Annotated in this window: 14 protein-coding genes; 9 read left to right on the forward strand and 5 right to left on the reverse strand. The window is 28.0% G+C overall.

Annotated elements, in window-relative coordinates; all coding sequences use genetic code 11:
- Positions 1-27 precede the first annotated feature (27 nt).
- A complete protein-coding gene (locus tag B5464_RS02575) occupies positions 28-1,272 on the forward strand; it encodes a polysaccharide biosynthesis C-terminal domain-containing protein (protein WP_302849549.1) in 1,245 nt (414 codons plus the stop codon).
- Here the strand turns inward: B5464_RS02575 and B5464_RS02580 are convergent.
- The 3 genes from B5464_RS02580 to radC are packed head-to-tail and all read right to left on the reverse strand — an operon-like array spanning position 1,242 to position 4,123.
- A complete protein-coding gene (locus tag B5464_RS02580; RefSeq protein WP_079737058.1) occupies positions 1,242-2,096 on the reverse strand; it encodes a hypothetical protein in 855 nt (284 codons plus the stop codon). The genes B5464_RS02575 and B5464_RS02580 overlap by 31 nt on opposite strands.
- Before the next feature lies 1 nt (position 2,097).
- On the reverse strand, positions 2,098-3,402 hold the full coding sequence (locus B5464_RS02585) for a polysaccharide deacetylase family protein (RefSeq protein WP_079737059.1): 1,305 nt from the start codon (positions 3,400-3,402) through the stop codon (positions 2,098-2,100).
- A 34-nt stretch (positions 3,403-3,436) separates the two neighbouring features.
- Positions 3,437-4,123 (reverse strand): DNA repair protein RadC, encoded by a 687-nt coding sequence (radC, locus tag B5464_RS02590; RefSeq protein ID WP_077809854.1) that lies wholly within the window; start codon positions 4,121-4,123, stop codon positions 3,437-3,439.
- A 151-nt stretch (positions 4,124-4,274) separates the two neighbouring features.
- Between radC and trkA the strand changes: the two genes are divergently transcribed.
- From trkA to B5464_RS02615, 6 genes are all read left to right on the forward strand, one after another.
- Positions 4,275-5,621: a Trk system potassium transporter TrkA gene (gene trkA / locus B5464_RS02595; RefSeq protein ID WP_077809855.1), complete on the forward strand. Its 1,347-nt coding sequence runs from the start codon at positions 4,275-4,277 to the stop codon at positions 5,619-5,621.
- Positions 5,622-7,121: a TrkH family potassium uptake protein gene (locus B5464_RS02600; protein WP_079737060.1), complete on the forward strand. Its 1,500-nt coding sequence runs from the start codon at positions 5,622-5,624 to the stop codon at positions 7,119-7,121.
- Positions 7,122-7,222: 101 nt separating this feature from the next.
- Positions 7,223-9,589 carry a T9SS type A sorting domain-containing protein gene (locus B5464_RS02605; RefSeq protein ID WP_079737061.1) on the forward strand — a complete coding sequence of 789 codons (2,367 nt, stop codon included), beginning with the start codon at positions 7,223-7,225 and terminating at the stop codon, positions 9,587-9,589.
- 25 nt (positions 9,590-9,614) lie between these two features.
- Entirely contained in the window at positions 9,615-9,773 is a 159-nt protein-coding gene (locus B5464_RS14425) for a hypothetical protein (RefSeq protein WP_172830847.1), read from the forward strand.
- Between the two features lie 89 nt (positions 9,774-9,862).
- Entirely contained in the window at positions 9,863-11,002 is a 1,140-nt protein-coding gene (locus B5464_RS02610) for a hypothetical protein (protein WP_079737062.1), read from the forward strand.
- The gene (locus B5464_RS02615; protein WP_079737063.1) at positions 10,992-12,092 is read left to right on the forward strand and encodes a nucleotidyltransferase family protein; all 1,101 of its coding nucleotides are present in this window, start codon (positions 10,992-10,994) and stop codon (positions 12,090-12,092) included. The genes B5464_RS02610 and B5464_RS02615 overlap by 11 nt, the downstream gene beginning before the upstream one ends.
- On the opposite strand, the gene B5464_RS02620 is transcribed toward B5464_RS02615, so the two are convergent.
- Positions 12,076-13,428, reverse strand: a complete 1,353-nt coding sequence (locus B5464_RS02620) for a UDP-N-acetylmuramate--L-alanine ligase (protein ID WP_079737064.1) — start codon at positions 13,426-13,428, stop codon at positions 12,076-12,078. The two genes, B5464_RS02615 and B5464_RS02620, sit on opposite strands and share 17 nt — an antisense overlap.
- Before the next feature lie 168 nt (positions 13,429-13,596).
- On the opposite strand from B5464_RS02620, the gene B5464_RS02625 reads away from it, so the two are divergent.
- Positions 13,597-20,229: an MG2 domain-containing protein gene (locus B5464_RS02625; RefSeq protein WP_079737065.1), complete on the forward strand. Its 6,633-nt coding sequence runs from the start codon at positions 13,597-13,599 to the stop codon at positions 20,227-20,229.
- An 88-nt stretch (positions 20,230-20,317) separates the two neighbouring features.
- Positions 20,318-20,797 (forward strand): hypothetical protein, encoded by a 480-nt coding sequence (locus tag B5464_RS02630; protein WP_077809861.1) that lies wholly within the window; start codon positions 20,318-20,320, stop codon positions 20,795-20,797.
- 86 nt (positions 20,798-20,883) lie between these two features.
- Here B5464_RS02630 and B5464_RS02635 read toward each other — a convergent pair whose 3' ends face one another.
- The gene (locus tag B5464_RS02635; RefSeq protein WP_079737066.1) at positions 20,884-21,390 is read right to left on the reverse strand and encodes a DUF4136 domain-containing protein; all 507 of its coding nucleotides are present in this window, start codon (positions 21,388-21,390) and stop codon (positions 20,884-20,886) included.
- Position 21,391 lies beyond the last annotated feature (1 nt).

Consider the following 21,391-nt stretch of genomic DNA (forward strand, 5'->3'; position numbering starts at 1 on the left):
ATTACACTGAACTTAATTAAAACGTACATATTAAATTTTTTAAAACGCTCAGGCAGTTATGTGTTTTTGGCAACAATTTTTGCCAAGATTTTATCTTTAGCTGCATCTTGGGTAGCTTTACAATTTATAGATAATCAAGATTTAGGTGTATTACTTTTTTCTTATAATGTTATTCTATTTATTTTGCCAATTAGCGGTTTAGGCTTGCATCAAAGTTTACTAAGATTTAGTGCATTAAACAATAATACAGAAGATAAAAATCATATTTTTTTATATGTTTTAAAATACGGATTAATTTCGTGTCTAGTTTTAATAAGTATCATTATAATTACTAGCTTTTTTATTTCTTATCAATTTGAAAAAGCACAATTTTTCATAATTATTTTATCGTTTTTATTAATTCCGGCTTTTCTTTTTGAAATTATTAAAACGCAGTTAAGACTAAATCACGACAATAAAAGCTATGCATATTCCGAGTTTTTATACAGTCTAATCTTCTTAATTCTAATTACCGTTTTAACCTTTTATTATCAAGAAAATGGTTATGTAATTTCTTTATTGTTGGCACCTGTTTTGGCGTCTTTATTTTTTATCAAAAAGATAAAAATTAAAGCAACTAAAATAAAAATAGTTTCAGAATTAAATTTTCAATTCTGGCGATACGGCTTCTTTGCTAGTTTATCTAACGTTGTTACACAATTACTTTTTGCTATTGATATTTTATTAATTGGTTACTTAATAAACGATGCAGAAATGGTAACAAATTATAGATATGTTTCTATTATACCTTTTAGTTTATTATTTCTACCAAGAGTTTTCATCAATACTGATTTTGTTGCTTTTACAGAAAAAATATTAGACAAAAATTATATAAGAACGTACATAAAAAGCTATATACAACTGTTTACTATATTAAGTTTCTTATTAATTATGTTTAGTTATTTTTTTGGTAGTTTTTTACTAAGTCTTTTAGATGAAAGCTTTATCAAATACCAAACAACTTTCTTTATTTTAATGCTTGGAATTTCTGGTATATTTATTTTAAGAGGTTTATTTGGCAACCTACTTTCGTCTATTGGAAAAGCACATATTAACTATTATATTGCTAGTATTGCGCTTGTAATAAATATAATTAGCAATTATTATTTGATACCAAAATACGGCATTAAAGGTGCTGCCATAACTTCTGCTATTTTAATGTGGCTAACTGGCTTGTTCTCTTTTATTTGCTTTAAAAAACTTTACAAGAGAGTTCTTTTAAATGCAAAATAGTTTTCTTCTTCCGCGCCAAAACTTCGATAGAATTTAGCAATACTTGACATATTACCGCCTTCAAAATCTAGTATTAGGTTGCTATTTTGATATTTTTTAATAACCTCTGAAAGTAAAAAACTAGATGCTTGTAACGTTTTTCCTTTTACTGTAAAAGCGGCAAATAAATAGGTAATTCTGTTATTATGATCTGTAAAAAGTGCACCTCCTAAAAGTTGCTCGTCTTTAAAAATACCTAATAAAAATCCTTTTCGATTTCGTAAAATAACATTAGACAATGCTGTTAATACTTTATACGGAATTTTATATGAATAATTATCTTTGTGTATTTTAATCAACTCAACTATAGTGGTTTCTTTTACATAAAGTGATGCCTTCTCACCTACTTTAATTGCGTGTTTTCTTCCTTTAGAAAAATTCTTTTTAAAAGAAACATAATCAGTATTTAAGGTTAGTTTGTAATTTTTTAATGTAATTGTGTTTTCTGTAGAATAATTCTGAGAATTAAAATGAATAACAACTTTAAAAAAATGAATCGGAATTTGACTTAAAAATTCTTTTTGTATTTCTTTCGAAATTAAATCCTTAGAAAAAACTCCTAATTGCTGACTAAAATAAGGTTGGTTACCAAGTTTAAAGAACAATTTACGCTGCCAAGAAATTGGTAAAACTGCTTCATAATCGTTTAAGACTAAAACACTCCAATTTTTAGAAACAGTATCTAAGTACCAAGAAAACGCATAAATTCTAGACTGAATTGAATTTTTAATACAATCATCATATTTATCAATTTTGATATTTTTTCTTGAGATAAGCTTAATCATCCTAAGAAGTTGCTATTTTAACCATAGATTCGTACAATCTTTTCCAACCTTTCCATCTTAAATGATTGCTTAAACTTTCATTATGAAATAAGGTTATAAAGGTTCCGTTTACAGCTTTTACTTCATTTCTTAAATCTCTAATTTTTCCAAGAGATTGTTTGGGTGTTATTTTTAAATAGTCGTTTAAAGTTGTATCCATCAAAGCAAAAGGAAATACCTTTAAAGGAGTTTGAATTTCGAAATCTAAATCGTAAAAATAATATGGTGTACAGGTACTCGCTCTAAAACCAACATTACTCGCATATCCCATAGAATAATCTTCTTGAACTTCTAAATCTATCAATTGCTGATACGTTTCTGGTAAATTAAAACGTAAATAATGTTGTCTAGATCTTATAACCGGCATGTTGGTTATAGATTCTAATCTTTCTTTTTCTTTTTTTAGCAACCCAGGATTTTGCATTGTAAAATAAGATGGATGTAAACCAACTCTAGCATAATCTACCAAATCTTTTATAAGCAATCTGTATTTGTTTTTAGATGCAGATACATTGGTATCAAACGTTGTATAATCTCCTATTGAACAAAAAAAGATGGTTCTAATATCCGATGCTTTTTTAATATCTAAAATCTTTTGAAAATTATCAAAAGGATCTTTCTTAATATTTAAAGAAACTGCAAATCTGTACCAAACACTTATCAAACGAAGTTTAAATAAATCATTAAAAAAGCCACCAAAGGTTCTAACAAAATTTTTATATTTATAGGCAAATGCATTATCAATATCTATAGTAGATAAATATTTGTAAGATCTTGTTTTGTAATCGTAATCTGGAAATTTTTCTTTTAACTTTTCTAACAACTTATATGCCCAAATATCTACAACCGGTTTTTCCAAAAATCCGTTTTTGTATGCTAAACTTTCTGTTGCTGTATAACGACCATGCATGTCTTTTACGTGCGGTAAATATTCTTCGTAACGCGATATTAAATAAAAACTTGCCGCAAAAATATCAAAAGGAATTGCTGATTTACTTCCGGCACCAAAAAAACACGGAGTATTGTCCCATTTTTGAATATTAATATCTAAATCGTTTACACCTTGTTCAAACAACAAATCGTTACTTTTTATAAAAAACTCGTTTCCTAAAGGCGTTTTTGTGTATGTTAATTTGGGTCCACTATGTGCCACAAATTCTTCTACTTTTGTTGTAAAATCAACAGAAATTAAAAGCGTTCTAGTTAAAACATGCTTAAAAATGTAACGAACTCTTGGTGTTATTTTATGTGTGTAAACTAATATCATTTATGGGTATAGAAGTTTTAATTAATTGTAAATTCTATAAAATTCCTTCGTCTGCAAAGCTAAAATAATCTTTTTGGGTAATTATCAAATGATCTAAAAGTTTAATATCTAAAGTAAAACCTGCATCTTTAATCTTTTTAGTAAGTTGTTTATCTGCATTACTTGGTTGTAATTTACCTGATGGATGATTATGTGCCACAATAATTGCCACACAAGCCAATTCTAAAGCTCTTTTAAATAACAACCGAACATCTACAACTGTTGCCGTTAAACCACCTTTACTTACTTGCGTTTTTGCAATAACTTTGTTAGAATTATTTAAAAACAGCACCCAAAATTCTTCATGTTCTAAATCGCCAATAATACTTTGTAAAACTAAAGAAGCATCTTTACTACTAGTTATTTTTGGCTTTTCTAAGGCAACTTCTAATTGTCTTCTTTTACCCAATTCTAAAGCTGTAATTATACTAATTGCTTTTGCTTCTCCGATGCCTTTAAATTCCATTAATTTTTCTAAAGAAAGTTTCGCTAGTTGGTTTATGTTACCATCTATCGATTTTAAAATTCTTTTAGATAAAGCCACAGCACTTTCGTTTCTGTTTCCAGAACCTATTAAAATAGCTATAAGTTCTGCATCAGATAATGATGTTTTACCTTTAGCAATCAATTTTTCTCTTGGTCTATCGTCTAATGCCCAAGATTTAATAGTCAATTTTTCCACGCTTTTTTTTATAAAAATACAAAATCAGATTTAAGTTAGGTTTAACCGATTTGGTAATGCTTTTTAAATGGTTGAAAAGAAAATTCAATTTTAAAAAAACAATTTGCAGACTTTCGTATCTTTGCAACTTATATTCTATCTATTTTTACATATGAAGATTATTATAGCTGGAGCTGGAGATGTTGGCTTTCATTTAGCAAAATTACTTTCTTACGAATCTCAAGATACTTATATCATAGATTTTGATGGAGAAAAACTAAATTATATTAACAATCATTTAGACGTAATTACCAAAAAAGGTGACGCAACTTCTATAAAACTTTTAAAAGAAATTGGTATAAATTCTGCTGATTTGTTAATTGCTGTTACAGAAAGTCAGAATACCAATTTTACAATTTCTGTAATCGGTAAATCTTTAGGTGTTAAAAAAACAATTGCTAGAATAGACAACCCAGAATTTTTAAATGAATGTGAAGTAAACTTTAAAGAGTTTGGTTTAGATTTTATGATTTCGCCGCAAGAATTAGCTGCAAATGAAATAAAAATGTTGCTTAAACAGTCTTCTTTTAACGATACAGTAGAGTTTGAAAGTGGTTTATTTAATGTAATGGGTACTTCTTTATCTTACAAATCTCCATTGGTAGATTTAACTGTAAAAGAAGCTAAACAGAAATTTAGCAATATCGATTTTATAACTATTGCTATTAAAAGAGATAATGTTGCACAAACTATTATCCCTAGAGGAGATACAAAATATCAACTTAACGATCAAGTTTATTTTTCTGTACCAAGTTATAATATGAAGGATTTATATCCGATTATAGGAAAGAAAAAATTCGATATCAAAAATGTTATAATTCTTGGAGGAAGTAGTATTGGTCAAAAAACTGCAAGAAACCTTTGTCAAGATAGTTTTAACATCAAACTAATTGAAGAAAGCAGAGAAAAAGCAGAAAATTTAGCTGAAGAATTAGAAAACGTCTTAGTAATTCATGGTGATGGTAGAGATTTAGAATTACTGGAAGAAGAAAATATTAGAGAAACCGATGCTTTTATTGCAGTAACGGGTAATTCTGAAACCAATATTATGTCTTGTTTAGTAGCAAAGTCTAAAGGTGTTAAAAAAACTATTGCTTTGGTAGAAAACATGGATTATATCGAGATTTCTCAAACCATTGGTATCGAATCTTTAATCAATAAAAAACTAATTGCTGCAAGTAATATTTTTAGGCATATTAGAAAAGGAGAAATACTTGCATCTGCAAATTTACACAATATAGATGCTGAAATTTTTGAGTTTGAAGTTCAGCCGAATGCTAAAGTTACAGAAAAACCTATTAAGGATTTAAATTTTCCTAGAGATGCGGTTTTTGGTGGTTTAATTAGAAATGGTAAGCCATATATGTCTTTTGGTGAAATGCAAATTCAAAGCGGAGATAAAGTGATTGTTTTCTGTTTGCCAGAAGCAATTAACACTGTAGAAAGCCTATTTAGATAAATGGGAAATTTAAACACAAAAATAATTTATCGTTTTTTAGGTATTACAGCAATACTTAATGGTCTGTTTATGTTTTTAACGGTTCCGTTTAGTATTTTTAATGATGAAATAGAAAAATGGGGAATTTTAAATGCAGGTATTATAACAACCTTTATTGGTAGTTTACTTTACTTTTTTAACAAACCCACAAACACTAATATTCAGAAAAAAGAAGGTTATTTAATTGTAACACTTGGTTGGCTAATTCTATCTTTTACAGGAATGTTACCATATTTACTTTCCGGAGCAATACCAAGTATTTCTGATGCTTTTTTTGAAACAATTTCTGGATATTCTACAACTGGTTCTTCAATTTTAACCGATATTGATAACATGCCAAAAGGAATTCTTTTTTGGCGAAGTGCAACACATTGGATTGGTGGAATGGGAATTATTGTTTTAACAATTGCTATTTTACCACTTTTAGGTATTGGTGGTATGCAATTATTTATGGCAGAAGCTCCAGGTCCATCAGCAGATAAATTACATCCAAGAATTACAGATACAGCTAAAAGATTATATTTAATCTATGTAATATTAACATTATTAGAATTCTTTTTATTGAAATTTGCTGGCATGACATGGTTTGATGCAATTAACCATGCAATGGCAACAATGAGTACTGGTGGTTTTTCTACAAAATCTGATAGCATCGCATTTTATAACGGAAAACCTTTAATACAATACATTATCATCTTTTTTATGTTTGTTGCAGGTACAAATTTTGTATTGACTTATTTCGCTTTAAAAGGAAAAATGCAACGTGTATTTAAAAGTGAAGAATTTAAGTATTATTTATTTGGATCTTTAGGTGTCTCTGCAATAATTGCAATCATTATTATATTCTTTCAAGATCCTAATTTAGAATCTGTATTAGCGCATCCAAAAGTTTTAGGAGAAACAGAAAGTGCTATTAGACATTCTTTATTTATGGTTATATCCGTAGTAACTACAACAGGTTTTGTTTCTGCTGATTTTACAATGTGGAACTTTTTTGCAACCGGAATCTTTTTTGCACTATTTTTTACAGGTGGTTCTGCTGGTTCTACAAGTGGTGGTGTAAAGGTTGTAAGACATATTGTCATGCTTAAAAATAGCTTTTTAGAATTTAAAAAAGCATTACATCCTAATGCCATCATACCAGTGAGATACGATGGAAAAACAGTAAACCAAACCATTGTTTTTAACATACTATCTTTCTTTATAATTTATATGTTAATTTTTATCATATCTTCTGTAATCTTAACATTATTAGGTTTAGATTTTATGTCTGCAATTGGTGCTGCAGCATCTTCTTTAGGAAATATTGGGCCTGCAATAGGTTCTGTAAGTCCTGTAGATAATTTTGCTCATTTAACCAACTCTGCAAAATGGTTTTGTTCTTTTTTAATGTTAATTGGTAGGTTAGAATTGTTTACTGTTTTAATACTATTTACACCTTTCTTTTGGCGTAAAAATTAGAAAACTACAATCTTTCTAATTTTAACATATTGTTAACAAATACTAAACACTAGTAATAGCTTTATTTTTTTTGTATCTTAGACTACCTAAAAACTAACGATATGAAACAAAAGTACTTTTTAAAGGTTTTCTGCCTTTTTATTTTAACAGTATTTACAGTTAATTCTGTAAATTCTCAAACTACTGGTGATATTGCTTTCACAGCATTTAATGCAGACGGAGATACAGATTTTTCTTTAGTTAACTTAGTAGATCTTTCTCCAAATACAATAATATATATAAAAGATGGCTCTGGTTTTATAACTTGGAACACTGGAAGCAATATTATAAAATCTGGAAGTATCACAGTATTTACAGATGTTGATGCCACATTAAACCCTTTATTAGGGGTTTCGAAAGGAACTATAGAAAAAAGTGGATCTTTTAATTGGTCTGGAAGTGGTGAAGCAGTTTTTGTTTACTTAGGGACAGATAAAGATACACCAACTACTTATTTAACAGGTTTAAAAAATGGAACTTTAAGTGCAGAATTAACTGGTACTGGTTTAACTGCTGGAGTTAATTTTTTGGAATTTAATCCTGTTAGTAGTCCTGACGGAGGATTTTATAATGGTTCAAGATCTACAGAAGCATCGTATTCAAATTATTTTAATCTTATGATAGATAAAGATAATTGGATACACAACACTGGAGATGGAGAAGCTACTTTACCTATTTCTAAAGAATCTTTTACAATATTAACCACAAATTGGTTAGGTGCTATAAGTTCTTCATGGATTGACCCATTAAATTGGGATAATGGCGTTCCTAATTCTAGTTCTTTAGTTACAATTCCGGATTTAATGACTAATGCACCTGAAATTAGCACATCTACTAATGCTGAAGCAGGAAATATTTCTATTTCTGATACTGACGGATTATCTGTATTATCTGGAAGTTTAACTGTATATGGAAATGTTACAGTTAATGCAGGAAGCTCTTTGTATTTAGAATCTAAAGTAACTGCATCAAAAACTTTAGATGCTGCAACCTTAATTTTAAATGGAAGTTATACTTCTATAGATGATAATTCTTTTTTCTATTTTACAGAAACTTTTATTGACGATACATCTGAATGGAGCTTAATCTCTTCTCCTACCGTCGGAGAATTAATAGATGGTAACACCGGAGGTGGAAACTTTGCTGTTTTTAATGCTTTGCAACAAAGTGCAACAAACTACGGAATCGCATTTTACGATAATTCTCAATCAGATTCTAATCTTCGTTGGGATTATTATTCTAAAGCAGAAGTTGATGTTGCCAATACAAGCGCAGTTTTAACAATGGAACAAGGTAAAGGATACAGCGTTTTACCAAATTCTGCTTTTAATACTGATACTGCGAAAGGAAACTTAGGATTTAAAGGTGATGCACCTACTTCTGATGTTTCAATTACAGTTACAGACAAAACAGCCACTTCAGGAAATGCTTTTAACTTGGTAGGAAATCCTTATCCTGCATATTTACCTTTTAATACTGCCGCAAATTCAACTAATTTATTATCAGAAAATTCTGGAGTATTAGAAGAGGAAACACTTTGGATTTGGGATAAAACTACTGCTTCTTATATTACAGTTAACCAAACTACGACTGTAGGAACCGGAACAAATCAAAGACCATCTCTATACATAGCTCCGGCACAAAGTTTCTTTGTAAAGTCTAGCAGTACTGGTGGTGATTTTAAGTTTAAACAAGCAGATCAAAGTCATCAAACAACAGGAACATTTAATAAATTAGAAAATTTAAGACCAGAGATTAATTTAAGTATTACAAACAATGGCAAAACCTCAAATACTTCTATCTATTATTATGCTGAAAAAACAACAGGTTTTGACAACGGTTATGATAGTTCAATTTTTACAGGTGCCGGTGATTCTTTTACAGTATACACCAAATTAGTATCAGAAGAAAGCAATCAAAAATTAGCAATTCAAACTTTACCAAAATCCAATTTTGATTCCATGGTTATTCCTGTTGGTGTTAATGCGCCTGCTGATTCAGAAATTACATTTTCTGCAAACGGAATTAATTTACCAAAAGAACATAACATTTACTTAGAAGATAGGTTAAAAGGCACATTTACGCTACTAGATACTTCTTCTAATTATATTGCTACTGTTAAAACTAATAATACTGATGATCGTTTTTTTATTCATACAAAGACAAACGAATCTCTAAATGTAGAAAATGTATTAGTTAGTAATATTTCAATTTTTCAAACAAGCAATACTAACTTAAAATTAACAGGGTTTAATAATGAAAAAGTAAACATTTCAATTTTTAATATCTTAGGTAAAAATGTTTTAAAGAAAGAGCTAAACATTGTTGATACAAAAAATGTTGCACTACCAAATTTAACGAGTGGTGTATATATTGTAAAATTAGAAACACTTTCAAATAGCATTAATAAAAAGATAATTTTAGAATAATTCTTTAGAGATAAAACATTTAACCATGAAAAAAAACGAAACAAAAATTACTCGTAAAGAAGCTATTAAAAAAATAGGTAATTATGGTAAATATACTGCTTTAACTGCCTTAGGAACTTACATGATTTTAAATCCTCAAAAAGCGCAAGCACAAAGTCCAGAAAAACCTGGAGTAGGATTTTAATCTGAAATTTTAAAACAATTAAAACGCTTCAATTATATTGAGGCGTTTTTTATTGAATATCATTTAGAAATTACCTACATTTATTTTTCATGAAAAATAAATCTGAATTATTACTTAAAACCATAGAAGACAAAACAATTGTTTGGTTTAAAAATAGTAACGAATATCTAGTATTAGAGAATACAACAGCAGATATTTTAAAACGATTAAGTAAAGGAATTTCTGTGAAAGAAATAGCAACTGCATTAGCTAAAAAACTACAGGTGCCTTTGGATAAAACAATAGATTTTATTTTAGACCTTGAAAAGAAAATTTATGCCAATAAATCTATAATTAATAATACAATTGTTAACGATTATAGAGATATTACGAAACCAACTTCTTTCGAGTTCACAAAGTATTATAAAATAAATAATGAAGTTTATAAAATTGAATTCAACTCAGAATTTGAACTGTATCTAGTTCATCCTAAATTTGCGCATTTAGAAACTACCATTTCAGATAAAATACACACTACATTTACAGTCTTTCTAAATAATAGTTTTATCTTTTTTTATGTTGACAACAACTTTATTGGTGCTTGGAACAAAAAAGAGGTTCATTATTTTCAAGGGAAATTTTCAATGGAATTAATTCAAAAAATCCATCAGAAAAAAGAAAATGAATGGATGGGTGTTTTTCACGCCTCTGCTGTTTCTAACGGTAAAAAAACTATATTGTTTTTAGGAGACTCGGGTAACGGTAAAAGTACTTCGTTAGCTTTATTACAAGCAAACGGTTACACTTGTTTAGCTGATGATTTTGTGCCAATCGATATAGAAAAAAATGAAGTTTTTAGTTTTCCTGCATCAATTTCAATCAAAAAAAACAGCTTAAAAACACTACTCCCTTTTTATCCGGAATTAGAAAACTCTGCAGAATATCATTTTAAAAGACTTAATAAAATAGTTCGCTACTTAGAGCCAAAGAACAGTAATTTTTTGGCACATTTACCTTGTAAAGATTTAGTATTTATTAAATATGAAAAAGATAGTGATATCTCTTTTAGTAAAATTTCTAAGATTGAAGCTTTTCAGCAATTGGTACCAGATTCTTGGCTTTCGCCAATAAAAGAAAACTCTGAATTATTTTTAGACTGGTTTTCGAACTTAAATTGTTATCAAATTACATATTCTGATAATAAAAAAATGATAAATACAGTTTCTAAAATTTTTGAGAATGAACTATAAAGAAACACTCTTTTTTGTAGCCAAATGTTTAACAATAACATTAGAAGAAAAGAACCGAATCGAAATTGAGGATTCATTAAAAAACACTGAAATAGATTGGGATTCTGTTGTTAAAGTAAGTACGCAACATTTTGTTTTCCCTGCATTGTATTGCAATCTAAAAAGAGTGAATCTATTACAATATTTACCAGAGGAATTGGTAAATTACATGGTTCATATAACCGATTTAAACAGGGAAAGAAACAAACAAATTATAGAACAAGCTAAAGAAATTAATAGTCTTTTACTTGCAAATGATATTACGCCAATTTTCTTAAAAGGAACCGGAAATTTACTAGAAGGTTTGTATACCGATATTGCAGAAAGAATGGTTGGTGATATTGATTTTATTGTTTCAAAAGATAATTTTAATAAAGCTGTTTCAATTTTAAAAACCGATAAATATTATAGTAAAAATGAAACTTATATGGATTTTCATTGGCACTATCCAAAAATGACTAAAAATGGGAGGATTGCAGCCGTAGAAGTACATAACAAAGTTTTAAAAAAACCTTACACTTCACTTTTAAATTATCAAGCTTTAAAAAATAAATCATTTAAATCAGAAAAATGTAATGTAGCTTCATTTGAAAACCAATTATTGATTACAATTCTACAAAAACAAATAAATGACAACTTATATTATTCTAAATCTTTGGCTTTAAGAAACATTTATGATAGTTTTTTACTTGCTAATAAGACACAGGATTCTTTAGATTTAGGGATATCAAATTCCAAGATTAAAAAGTATCTAAATAATTATAAAGCATGTGCTCATTTACTTCTAAATGAGCCTAAGTCCTTAAAATACACTAAGAATTCTGATGCTAAAAAATACGTTGACTCTTATTTAAAAACAATTGAAAATTCAAAATCTGAATTAAGAAAAATTAAATATATAGACTCACTTGTCAGATTAAAAGATAAATTAAAAATTTTACAATATTCATTTACAGATAAAGAATATAGTAAATACACATTTAGAAGATTAAAAAATTTAAACTTCTATTTAAAACAACTAAACCTTACAAAATCTAAATCAAATTCTTAACTTCATCAAAATCTAAGCCACCATAATTGCCAGAACTCATTAACACCACTGCTGTTTTTTCTAAATTCTGATTAAACAAAAACTCTTTAAAAGCTGAAGGATTAGTGTAAATAACTAAATCTTCCCTTTCGAAGGCATTTGCTATTTGCGCAGAAGTTACTTCTTCTAACTGTTTAATTTTTACTGCATTTGGTGAGTAAAATACAACTGCTTTATCAGCAGCATCTAATGCTCCTTTATATTCAGACAAAAACTCAGCATTTAAACTCGAATATGTATGCAATTCTAAACATGCTAAAACTGTTCTATTAGAATATTGAACTTTAACAGCTTTTGTAGTTGCAGCAACTTTACTAGGACTATGAGCAAAATCTTTAAAGATTACAGAAGAATTATTTTCTGCAATTTTTTCTAAACGCTTACTTGCTCCTTTAAAACTAGCAATTGCTTCATAAAAATCATCTTCATCAACACCCATGTGTTGGCAAATCCATTTTGCACCTGCTAAGTTTTGTAAATTATGATTTCCGAAAATTTCTAAAGGTAAATCTCCTTCTTCTGTTTCTAGAAAAGTAATACCATTTTCTATAAAATGTTTCGGAGTTTCATATGGATATTTTTTTATATGATTTTCAGAAGACTCTACAACATCTTTTACGTTATCATCTTCAATATTGTATACCATACTTCCTCCATTAACCATAGAATCAGTAAAAATTTGAAACTGATCTTTATAATTTTCAAAAGTTGGAAATACATTAATATGATCCCAAGCAATACCACTTAACAACGCAATATTAGGCTTGTATAAATGAAATTTAGGACGCATATCTATAGGAGAACTTAAATATTCATCTCCTTCTAAAACAATAAAATCATTTTTTTCTGTTAAATGCACCATCGTTTCAAAACCTTCTAATTGTGCACCAACCATATAATCTACCTGCCTTTCATGATAATTTAAAACATGTAAAATCATAGAAGTTATCGTTGTTTTACCATGAGATCCACCAATAACAACCCTTGTTTTATTTTTAGATTGCTCATATAAAAATTCAGGATAAGAATAAATTTTCAAACCTAACTCTTGAGCTTTTAATAATTCTAAATTATCTTTTTTAGCATGCATCCCTAAAATAATAACATCTAATTCTTTTGTTATTTTTTCTGGAAACCAACCAAATTCTTTTGGTAATAGACCATATTTTTCTAACCTAGATTTAGACGGATCGTGTATTGTATCATCACTTCCAGAAACTTGGTATCCTTTTTGGTATAATGCTATTGCAAGATTGTGCATTGCGCTACCACCGATGGCAATAAAATGAATATTCATTTAACAAAATTTTAAAAAGTAAAAGTACAAAAGCTCTTTACATTATTAATTATATTTATTGCGAAACTAATCGAAAAGTTACTTTTACTTGCAAAAAGTACCACTTTAGTAAAATACGTTTTAGTTTCAGTAAAATTTACACTTATTTTAGGTGCAAACAATTTAACTATGAAAAAAATTATAACAACTTTATTTTCAATATTTTTGATTTCTACGACTGTTAATTCTCAAGATAATTTTAACGAATTATGGTTAAATGTCGAAAAATTTGAGTTGGATGATTTACCTAAATCAGCTTTAAAAATTGTCGATAAAATATATAACAAAGCTGCAAAAGAAAATAATTCACCGCAATTAATTAAATCGCTGTTTTACAAAAGTAAATTTTCTCTTACTTTAGAAGAAAATGCACAGTTAAAGGTTATAAATCAATTTAAAGCACAAATTGCACATCAAACATTTCCTACAAAAAACATTCTAGAAAATATTTTAGGGAATTTATATTGGCAATATTTTAAACAAAATAGATATAAATTTTACAATAGAACTGCTACTAAAGAAAAAGCCAATTTAAAAGACTTTAGAACTTGGGATTTAGCTTCAATTTTTAAAGAAATACAATTTCATTTTGATAATTCTTTACAAAATGACACGCAACTTTTAGAAATAAAAATCACAGATTATAATGATATCTTAAATATAGATGATGAAACTATTCAATTTAAACCATCTCTATTCGATTTTTTAGCGAATTCTGCACTAAAATTTTATAATACAAGCGAAAATTCAATTCATAAACCTTCCTATAAATTCGAAATAAGCAATCCAGATTTCATTAAAAATTCACAGATTTTCTCTTCTTTAGAAATCAAATCAAAAGATAGTATTTCAAATCAATTTCATGCTTTAAAATTGTATCAAAAATTGATACAATTACATTCAGAAAAAAATCAAAAAAATGCACTAGCGCATATTGATATCGAAAGATTAAAATTTGTAGAAAGTAACGGAACTTTTAAAAATAGTAGAGCAGAACTTTTAAAAACATTTCAAACTAGTAAACAAAATAATAGTTTACACGAATCTAGTGGTTTATATGCTTTTGAAATAGCACAGATTTTTAATGAAAAAGCATTGCATTATAAGGATACTCAAAAAAAAGAAAATCAATTTAAAAACAAAGAAGCTTTAGAGTTGTGTAACCAAACTATTTTAAAGTTTCCAGAAAGTTTAGCTGCAAAAAAATGCAAAGTATTAAAAGTAAATATTTTAAATTCATCTTTAAACATAACTTCCGAAGAATTTATTCCAATTCAGTCTAATTCTAGATTTTTAGTATTAAACAAAAACCTAAATAAACTTTACTTTTCGGCTTACAAAGTCTCTGAAAGTGAATTGAGCTCATTTAATGATATTTATGATATCCAAAAGAAAAAAAACTTTCTTTCAAAACTATCAAAGGTAAAAACGTGGATAAGTAATTTAAAAAATGAATCTGACTTTTTACAACACAGCACAGAAACTATTGTTCCTAAATTTGATGGTGGTAAATATTTAATTATTGCATCAGAAAAAAGAGACATAGAAACCAATTTTATTCATGCTTCTACTGTAATACAAGTTACTGATTTAACTTTGGTAAGCAATACTTTTAATAACTCTTACAATTATCAAGTTTTAGATCGAAATACAGGAAAACCTATTGAAAATGCAAAAATAAATTTACAAAACACTAGACGTAATTACGGTTCATATATCAACAAAACCTTAGTTACAGATAAGCAAGGATTTGCAACTTTTAAAAGCAATAGCAGATATAATAACGTTCAAATTAAAGTTCAAACCAAAGATGATGCGGCAACTTTTGGTTCTTCATATTTATACAATAGAGCAAATAATAATGTAAACAATAAGAATGATTATATTGATATTAAGGCTTTTATTTTTACGGATAGAAGTATTTACAGACCCGGACAAATTGTTTATTTTAAAACTATTTTCACTCAGAATGAAAATAAAATTTCAAAGGTTGTAAATAATAAAACGATAGAAATAAGTTTAAAAGATGTAAACAACCAAATTGTAAAAACTCAAACTTTAGAATTAAATAATTTTGGCAGTGTTGCTGGTGAATTTCTATTGCCAAATAACGGTTTAACAGGTAATTATAAAATTCATGTTAAGGCAAATTCAATCAGCACTAAAAACGTACGTTTTAATGGCGCATACACAAATATTGCAGTAGAAGAATACAAAAGACCAAAATTTAAAACTGAGTTTAAGCCAATAACAGAAAGTTTTAAAATTAATGATTCGATTGTGGTTAATGGTTTTGCAAAAGCTTTTTCTGGCGCAAATATTACCGATGCAAATGTTGTTTATAGAGTACTAAGAAAAACACAATTTCCGTCTTGGTATTCTTGGAGAAGGCCTTACAACAGCTCAGAATCACAAGAAATCTCTAACGGAGAAGTAGTTACAGATAGTTCTGGAAATTTCTCTATCAAATTTAAAGCAATACCAGATAAAAGTACTTCTGAAGAAAATTTACCAATTTTCACCTATCAAATTACTGCAGACGTAACTGATATTAATGGAGAAACTAGAAGTGCCACAACCACTGTAAAAGTTGGTTATCATAGTTTATTGGCTTCTATTTCTATGGATAGTAATATTGATAAGAATCAGCAGAAAACAATAATTAATATTGAAACCAATAACTTAAACAATCAGTTTACTGCTACTCAAGGAACTTTAAAAATATACAAATTACAAGCACCAAAAGCTCCTTTAAGAAATAGACCTTGGCAAGAACCAGATTATCAGCAAATTTCTAAAGAAGAATTTAAAAGATTGTTTCCTAATGATCCTTACTCAAATAAAGAAGATGATGTTGCCAATTGGCAAAAAGGAGCATTAACTTTTTCTAAAAAATTCAACACTAAAAATTCTAAAGAATTAAAAATATCAAATCTTAAAAAATGGGAATCTGGTAAATACATTGCTGTTTTAGAAACCAAAGATAAGTTTGGTAAAAAAGTAAAAGATGAAGTTAATTTTTCGGTATTTTCGACATCAGAAAAACAAGTTGCAGACAATAAATTGTTTGTAATTAATACCGATAAAAACTCGTATAAAGAAGGTGAAACTGTAAACTTAAAAATTGGTTCTGCTTCTAAAGACATTACAATTATTGTACAAATAGAAAAGAATTACAAAATTGTAGATACAAGATTAATCCATCTAAAAAACACTACAAAAACGGTTAAAATCCCTGTAAACAAAGAAGATATTGGTGGTTTTGCTATTAAATATCATTTTGTAAATTTTAATTACTTTAAAAGCGGAAGTTTTCTTGTAAATGTTTCAGATAAACCTAAAAGTAATATTGAAATTGAAACAAATGTTTTTAGAGATAAACTAAGACCCGGACAAGAAGAAACATGGAGTTTTACCATCAAAAATGATAAAAAAGATAAAGTTGCTGCAGAATTATTAGCTTCTATGTACGATGCTTCTTTAGACGAATTTAAAACACACAATTGGTATTTTAATCCGATAAAAGCTACTAAAAAATATTACTCATATAAATCTAGTAATGCAAACTTAAGCTTTGGTATAAATAATTTTAACGTAACAAATAATAGAAACAGGTATTTAAATTTTCCGAGTATAAAGGACATCACCTATAACTGGTTTGGGTTTAGTTTGAATAATAATTCTTGGCTAAACAACAGTTATTTAAGACAAATTAGACAAAAGCTAAATTCAAATAAGATTAAAATAACAAAGTTTGGCTTGTTTAATGGTACAATTTCTGGTTTTATTACTGATGAAAATAACGAACCTTTACCAGGAGTTTCAATTCTTATCAAAAATAAAACAAAAGGCGTAAACACGGGTTTTGAAGGTAACTTTACAATTGATGTTAAAAAAAATGATATCATATCTATCAGATATATTGGTTATCAAAGTGTAGAGGTTAAAGTAGAAGATTTTTCTAGATTAAATGTTCAGTTAATTCCAGATCTAACAGTATTAGATGAAATAGTTGTTACAGGTTATGGTACTCAAAAAAGAAAAGCATCCGATAGAACAGGTTCGATAAGCGTACCACAAGAAGAAGCCGAAATAACAACTGTTTTAAGCGGAAAAGCCGCAGGAATAAATATTGCTGATGATAATAAAACAATAAGAATTAGAGGAAATTCTTCTTTAAACTCGAATGAAAAACCATTAATTATAATTGATGGTAAGATTAGTACTTTAGATGTTTTAGAATCATTAAAAACTGAAAACATCAGTAGTTATCAAGTTTTAAAAGATTCTGAAGCAGTTGCTTTGTATGGCTCGAAAGGAAATAATGGTGTTATAATTATAACTACAAATGCTGTTGCAGATTTATCTCAAATTAAAGCGCGTAAAAATTTTAAAGAAACTGCATTTTTTTATCCGCAGTTAAAAACTGATAAAGAGGGAAAAGTCAGTTTTACCTTTACAATGCCAGAAGCGTTAACTCGCTGGAAACTGCAATTGTTAGCACATACCAAAGACTTAAAATATGCTGTAAAAAGTATGCAAACTGTTACTCAAAAAGAAGTAATGGTAATACCAAATGCACCAAGATTTTTAAGACAAAAAGACACAATTACTTTAAGCGCTAAAATTACCAACCTAACAAACAATACCTTAAACGGTATTGCACAACTTGAGTTAACAGATGCTATTACTAATAAAAAAATAGATGTTTTAATGCAAAACATTGGTGCAAATAAAAACTTTACAGTTGCTAAAGATGGTAACACAAATGTTTCTTGGAAAATTTTTATTCCTGAAACTGTGCAAGCTGTTCAGTATAAAATTGTAGCGAAAGCCGGTTCTTTTTCAGACGGAGAACAACAAGTATTGCCAGTTTTATCTAACAGAAAACTGGTTACAGAAACATTACCAATTTGGGTAAATTCTAATGAAAACAAAACGTTTACCTTAAAGAAATTAAGAGAAAATAATTCTACAACTTTAAAAAATCATAAATTAACATTAGAAGTAACCTCTAACCCAGTTTGGTATGCAATTCAATCTCTGCCATATTTAATGGAATATCCGTATGAGTGTTCAGAGCAAACTTTCTCTAGATTTTATGCAAATACTTTGGCTAGTTTTATTGCAAATTCAAATCCTAAAATTCAAGAAGTGTTTAATCTATGGAAATCTTCTGATGCGTTGCTCAGCAACTTAGAGAAGAATGAAGAATTAAAATCATTAATTATTCAAGAAACACCTTGGTTAAGAGATGCACAATCTGAGTCTGAACAGAAAAAAAGGATTGCATTGTTATTCGATTTGAATAAAATGAAAAACGAGCAAGAAAGAGCAATTGCAAAACTAAAAGATATGCAAAAGAGTTCTGGTGGTTTTCCGTGGTTTAAAGGCGGAGAATATGAGAATAATTACATTACACTTCATATTGCAACTGGTTTTGGGCATTTAGAAAAACTAGGTGTAGCTCAGTTTAACACAGATACAAAAAAAATGATTAACGCTGCTGTTAATTATTTAGACAGGCAAGTTGTAAAGAAACACAAAACACTTTTAGAAAATGCCGATAAATTAAAGAGAAAATCTAAAAATAAATCTGCAGGTGAAAAAGCATATAAAAATTATTTAGAAAAAAATCATTTAGATTATACTACAATTCAGTATTTGTACATGCGAAGTTTTTATCAAAATTTAGCTAAAAATACACCTTTAAAAGAAGCTGTTAATTATTATCAAGAACAATCAAAAAAATATTGGACAGAGTTTAATTTATATGCTAAAGGGCAAATTGCATTAAATCTATTTAGAACAAATGAAAAAACATCAGCAATTAAAATTTTAAATTCATTAAAAGAAAATGCTATTACTTCAGATGAATTAGGTATGTATTGGAAATCTAATAATAGCGGTTATTATTTTTATCAAGCACCTGTTGAAACACAAGCTTTAATGGTAGAAGTTTTTTCCGAATTAGGAAATAACACCAAAACAATCGACAAATTAAAAGTATGGCTGTTAAAAAATAAGCAAACCAATAGCTGGAAAACAACCAAGGCAACATCCGAAGCAATTTACGCTTTACTTTTAAACGGAAACGATTGGGCTTACAATAACGAAGAGTTAGTTACTATTAAAATTGGTGAACATAAAATTGAACCAACAAAGTTAGAGAACGCAAAAATAGAAGCTGGCACAGGTTATTTTAAAACTTCTTGGTCTGGTAAAGAAATTACAAAAGAAATGGGTACTGTAACTATTAGTAAAAAGAATAAAGGTATTGCTTGGGCTGGTTTGTATTGGCAATATTTTGAAGACTTAGATAAAATTAGTGCAGCAAACACTCCTCTTAAGTTGTCTAAGAAATTATTTTTGAAAGTGAATTCTGACAGAGGAAAAGAGTTAATTGAAATTAAAGATAATAGTCAATTAAAAGTTGGTGATTTAATTACTGTTAGAATAGAATTATCTTCTGATAGAAATATGGAATTTATTCACATGAAAGATATGAGAGCTGCTGGTTTAGAGCCAATAAATGTAATTTCTAGTTACAAATATCAAGATAATTTAAGTTATTATGAAAGCACTAAAGATGCGGCCACAAACTTCTTTTTTGATTATTTACCTAAAGGGATTTTTGTTTTTGAATATGACTTAAGAGTTAACAATGCTGGTAGTTTTAGTAACGGAATTACAACCATACAAAGCATGTATGCACCAGAGTTTACTAGCCATTCTAGAGGTGTAAGATTAACTGTAAAATAAAGTTTATTTGGTGTAGTGTTAAATGCATATGAGTTAATTTTAAAAGTAGTTTACAACTAATTTTGCTATTAAATAAACATAAACAATCATGAAAAAAACATTTTTAATTATAGGTCTTTTAGTAGCAGGAGCTTTTTCTGCAAATGCACAAAGTATTTCTAAAAACGCAATTGGTTTGCGTTTAGGTGATAATGATGGTTTTGGAGGAGAAATTTCTTACCAAAGAGCATTAAACAATAATAATAGATTAGAAATAGATTTAGGATTAAGAGATAATTCTAATTACGATGGTTTTAAAGCTACAGGTATTTATCAGTGGGTTTGGAACATCGAAAATAACTTTAACTGGTACGCTGGTGTTGGTGGTGGATTAGCAAATTACAATGGTAACGGAAATGATAATTTTTCTGAAACTTTTATTTTTGCTGCTGGTGATATTGGTATTGAATACAACTTCGATTCTGCACCAATTTTACTTTCTTTAGATTTAAGACCAGAGTTTGGTTTTGGTGATAATTTTAATGATTACGATAATGATATCGCATTTAGTATTAGATATCAATTCTAGAAACTAGAAACACATAAAAAAATCCTCTAAATTAATTTTTAGAGGATTTTTTATTTTTTTAATTTGAAAATTCTGAACTCAATTCATTAATTTTTTGGTGGATATTTTTGTAAAATTTTAGAAATAACCTCCTTTAAATGAGCCTCTCTTTGTTCTGGAGTTCTGTTTTTTGAAATCTTACTTTCTAAAGAACCTTCCCAAACTAAATCATTGGTATCTGCATCAATAAATTTTATAATTAATTTCTCATTTATTTTATGATTCCCAATTGGTATTCCACCTGAAACACCCACATTTCTATTTCCTAATCCTATAGAAATCGACTTATTATTTCTTACAGTAGCTGTTTGTGTATCAAAATAAATAAAAAAGTCTGGTAATTTATCTTGTTCTAAAAAATTGTCTTTTAATACTAACGTAATGTAATTTGTAATTCTTGTTATGTCAAAATCATTTAAATTATCTCCGTTATCTTCATAAAAATTGAATGTTTTATATTTAGAGTATGTTGTATTCGAATCATAATCTGAGACTACTTTCGAACTAGAACAACCAAAAACTAAGAACAATAAAATAAACTTAACAGCTTTCATT

It is taken from the genome of Polaribacter sp. KT 15 (assembly GCF_900143115.1).
Taxonomy (GTDB): Bacteria; Bacteroidota; Bacteroidia; order Flavobacteriales; family Flavobacteriaceae; genus Polaribacter; species Polaribacter marinaquae.